The organism is Streptomyces sp. E11-3 (genome assembly GCF_046540415.1).
In the GTDB taxonomy this organism is placed as follows: domain Bacteria; phylum Actinomycetota; class Actinomycetes; order Streptomycetales; family Streptomycetaceae; genus Streptomyces.
The window spans coordinates 1-2742 of sequence record NZ_JAZGRL010000084.1; the positions used below are offsets into that span (position 1 = coordinate 1).

Sequence of the window (2742 nt, forward strand, 5' to 3'; positions counted from 1 at the left end):
GGGCCGGGGCGCACCACAGCACCACCCGCCGGCAAGCCCCGCCGCACCCGCAGCCCCGCCGGACGCAGCTCATCCAGCTGCGCCTCGTCCCCCAGGAGAAGACCCGTGCCCGACTACGCATCCCCGGCCACCAGATCCGGCGCACCCGACGCCTCGGCCACGAGTGCCATGAGCTCCACGAGTGACACGAGCGCCACGAGCGCCACGACCCAGAGCACTCCCGCCCCGTCCCGGCTGCGCACGGTCATCGGCACCGGCGTGGGCAACGCCCTGGAGTGGTACGACTGGAACGTCTACGCGATCTTCACCCCGTTCTTCGCCTCGCAGTTCTTCCCCTCCGCCGATCCGACCTCGGCCCTGCTGAGCACCCTGGCGATCTTCGCCGTGGGCTTCCTCATGCGCCCGCTGGGCGGGCTGGTCTTCGGCCGGCTCAGCGACCGCAAGGGGCGGCGTGCGGCGATGGTCGGCTCCATCGGGTTGGCCGCCGCGGGAAGTCTGCTGATCGGCCTCGCGCCGACGTACGCCACGATCGGCGTGGGCGCCTCCGCCCTGCTGGTGTTCGCGCGGCTCGTCCAGGGCCTGGCCCACGGCGGGGAGCTTCCCGCGGCTCAGACGTACGTCGCGGAGATGGCCCCCCGCGAACGGCGCGGGCTCTGGTCGAGCCTGATCTACATCTCCGGGACCTGCGGCATCATGTTCGCCACCGTGCTCGCCGCGGTCCTCGCCTCCTTCCTGAGCGAGGACCAACTGCACACGTGGGGCTGGCGGGTGCCCTTCGTCATCGGTGGGCTTCTCGGCCTGTACGCGCTGATCATGCGGCTCCGGATGGAGGAGACCGAGGCCTTCCAGAAGCAGGCCGACACCCCGGACCACGAACCGCGCACCTCCCTGTGGCACGGATTCTGGGAGAACCGGGCGGCGTGCCTGCGCGTGATCGGCCTCACCCTGGGCGGAACGGTCGTCTACTACACCTGGGCCGTCTCCGCCCCCGCCCAGGCCATCTCCCTCCAGGGCATCGACGCCTCCTCCGCCCTGTGGGCGGGAGCCCTCGCCAACCTGGTCTTCCTCGTGACTCTGCCTCTGTTCGGCGCCCTCTCCGACCGCGTCGGCCGCAAGCCCATCCTGTACGGCTCCTATATCGGCGGAGCCTTGCTGGCCTTCCCCCTGAACTGGCTCATCCAGGACCAGGTATGGCAGCTGGCCGTGTCGATGACGACGGCCATGCTCTTCATGTCCGCAGGCGCGGCGATCACCCCCGCGGTGTTCGCGGAGATGTTCCCCACCCGGCTGCGCACGACAGGTGTGGGCTTCCCCTACGCGATCGCCGTGGCCGCCTGCGGCGGCAGCGCACCGTATCTTCAGACATGGCTGGCCAGCGACGGGAAGGGGGACCTCTTCCTCGGCTACACGGTGGTCCTGCTGCTCCTCGCCCTGGTCGTGGTGCACCGGATGCCCGAGACGAAGAACACCGACCTGACGTGACACCGAAGAACACCGAATGACACTGAAGAACACCGAAGAACAAGGACCGCGGGGACGGAGCCGTACTGTGCCGAGCCTGACCAGCAGAGCGATGCCGACCGTGGTGCGGCTCCGTGGGGCCAAGAAGGTGTTCAGCTCGGCGGAGGCCGTCCGGGAACAGGTACTCGCCCGTTCCCTGCGGCCGACCGGGTACGCCCCGCCGGCCGGGCTGGAGCGCACGGTCGACCTCGCCGTACGCCGGGTGGCCGGATGGCCCGTCTACGAGGTCACCCCGCGCGGCGGCGACGCCCGACGGCGGGCGATCTATCTGCACGGCGGCGCCTACATCAACGAGATAGCCCCGCAGCACTGGAAGCTGATCGCCCACGTGGCCGCCGAGACCGCCACCCGGGTCACGGTGCCGATCTACCCTCTCGCCCCGCTGGCGACCGCGGCCGAAGTGGTACCGGCCGTCACCGACCTGGCCGCCGGACTCCACGCCGACGGGGCCGACACGGCCCTCAGTCTTATAGGAGACTCCGCGGGCGGCGGTATGGCCCTCGCGGCCGCCGTCCATCTGAGGGACCGGGGACTGCCCGCGCCCGCCCGCACCGTCCTCATCTCCCCGTGGCTGGACATCACCCTGACCGACCCACGCGTCGCCCTGCTCGAAGACCGCGACCCTTGGCTCGCCGTCGCCGGTGCGCGCTACGCCGGGGACCTCTACCGCGGCGATCTCCCCGCCGACCACCCGTACGTCAGCCCTCTGCTCGCCGATCTCACCGGGTTGAGCCCGATCACGTTGTTCAGCGGAACCCGCGACATCGTCAACGCCGACGCCCGACGACTGGCCGCCCGCGCCACGGCCGTGGGCGTCGAGGTGGACTTCCACGAGGCGTCGGAGATGCTGCACGTCTACCCGCTCCTGCCCATCCCCGAAGGCAGAGCGGCCCGCGCCGCCATCTGCACCGCCCTGCGGAGCTGACGCGGGCTGTCAACCGATGTCCGGGCCGCGCGGCTTAGGCCGCGGCGACGGGCGCGGTGAGCGCGGCGAGGATCTGCCTCAGCTGTGCGCCGCGGTCGCCGCGCGTGGTTCCTCATGGGACCCGACCAAGGTCTTCCACGCCTCCCAGGCCGGACAGTGCTCCCACCGGGTCGCGGTCCGGGGTGCCGCGCGGCCACCAGTCGTCGCGGCCCGGTTCGGACTCGTAGGCGTACCAGTGGGCGTCGCGGCCGAAGCGGAGTTGGAGGTGGCCGCGGGGGTGGGTGAGGCGGTTGCGG

3 protein-coding genes and 1 pseudogene are annotated in these 2742 nt (G+C 71.4%); 3 read left to right on the forward strand and 1 reads right to left on the reverse strand.

The genetic code is table 11. The features are described 5' to 3' along the window. The 3 genes from U9R90_RS35230 to U9R90_RS35240 form a co-directional block, all read left to right on the forward strand. On the forward strand, window positions 1–185 hold a 185-nt coding region (locus tag U9R90_RS35230), incomplete at its 5' end, for a hypothetical protein (RefSeq protein ID WP_411061495.1). Then, window positions 169–1482 carry an MFS transporter gene (locus U9R90_RS35235; protein ID WP_411061497.1) on the forward strand — a complete coding sequence of 438 codons (1314 nt, stop codon included), beginning with the start codon at window positions 169–171 and terminating at the stop codon, window positions 1480–1482. The genes U9R90_RS35230 and U9R90_RS35235, both read left to right, overlap by 17 nt. A 67-nt stretch (window positions 1483–1549) precedes the next feature. Then, entirely contained in the window at window positions 1550–2446 is an 897-nt protein-coding gene (locus tag U9R90_RS35240) for an alpha/beta hydrolase fold domain-containing protein (protein ID WP_411061499.1), read from the forward strand. 112 nt (window positions 2447–2558) lie between these two features. On the opposite strand, the pseudogene U9R90_RS35245 reads toward U9R90_RS35240, so the two are convergent. After that, window positions 2559–2742: pseudogene (locus U9R90_RS35245) on the reverse strand (hypothetical protein); the annotation flags it as partial.

Coding starts and splice junctions, on each gene's coding strand:
- U9R90_RS35235 (WP_411061497.1), top strand. CDS start 169: ATGAGCTCCACGAGTGACACGAGCGCCACGAGCGCCACGACCCAGAGC.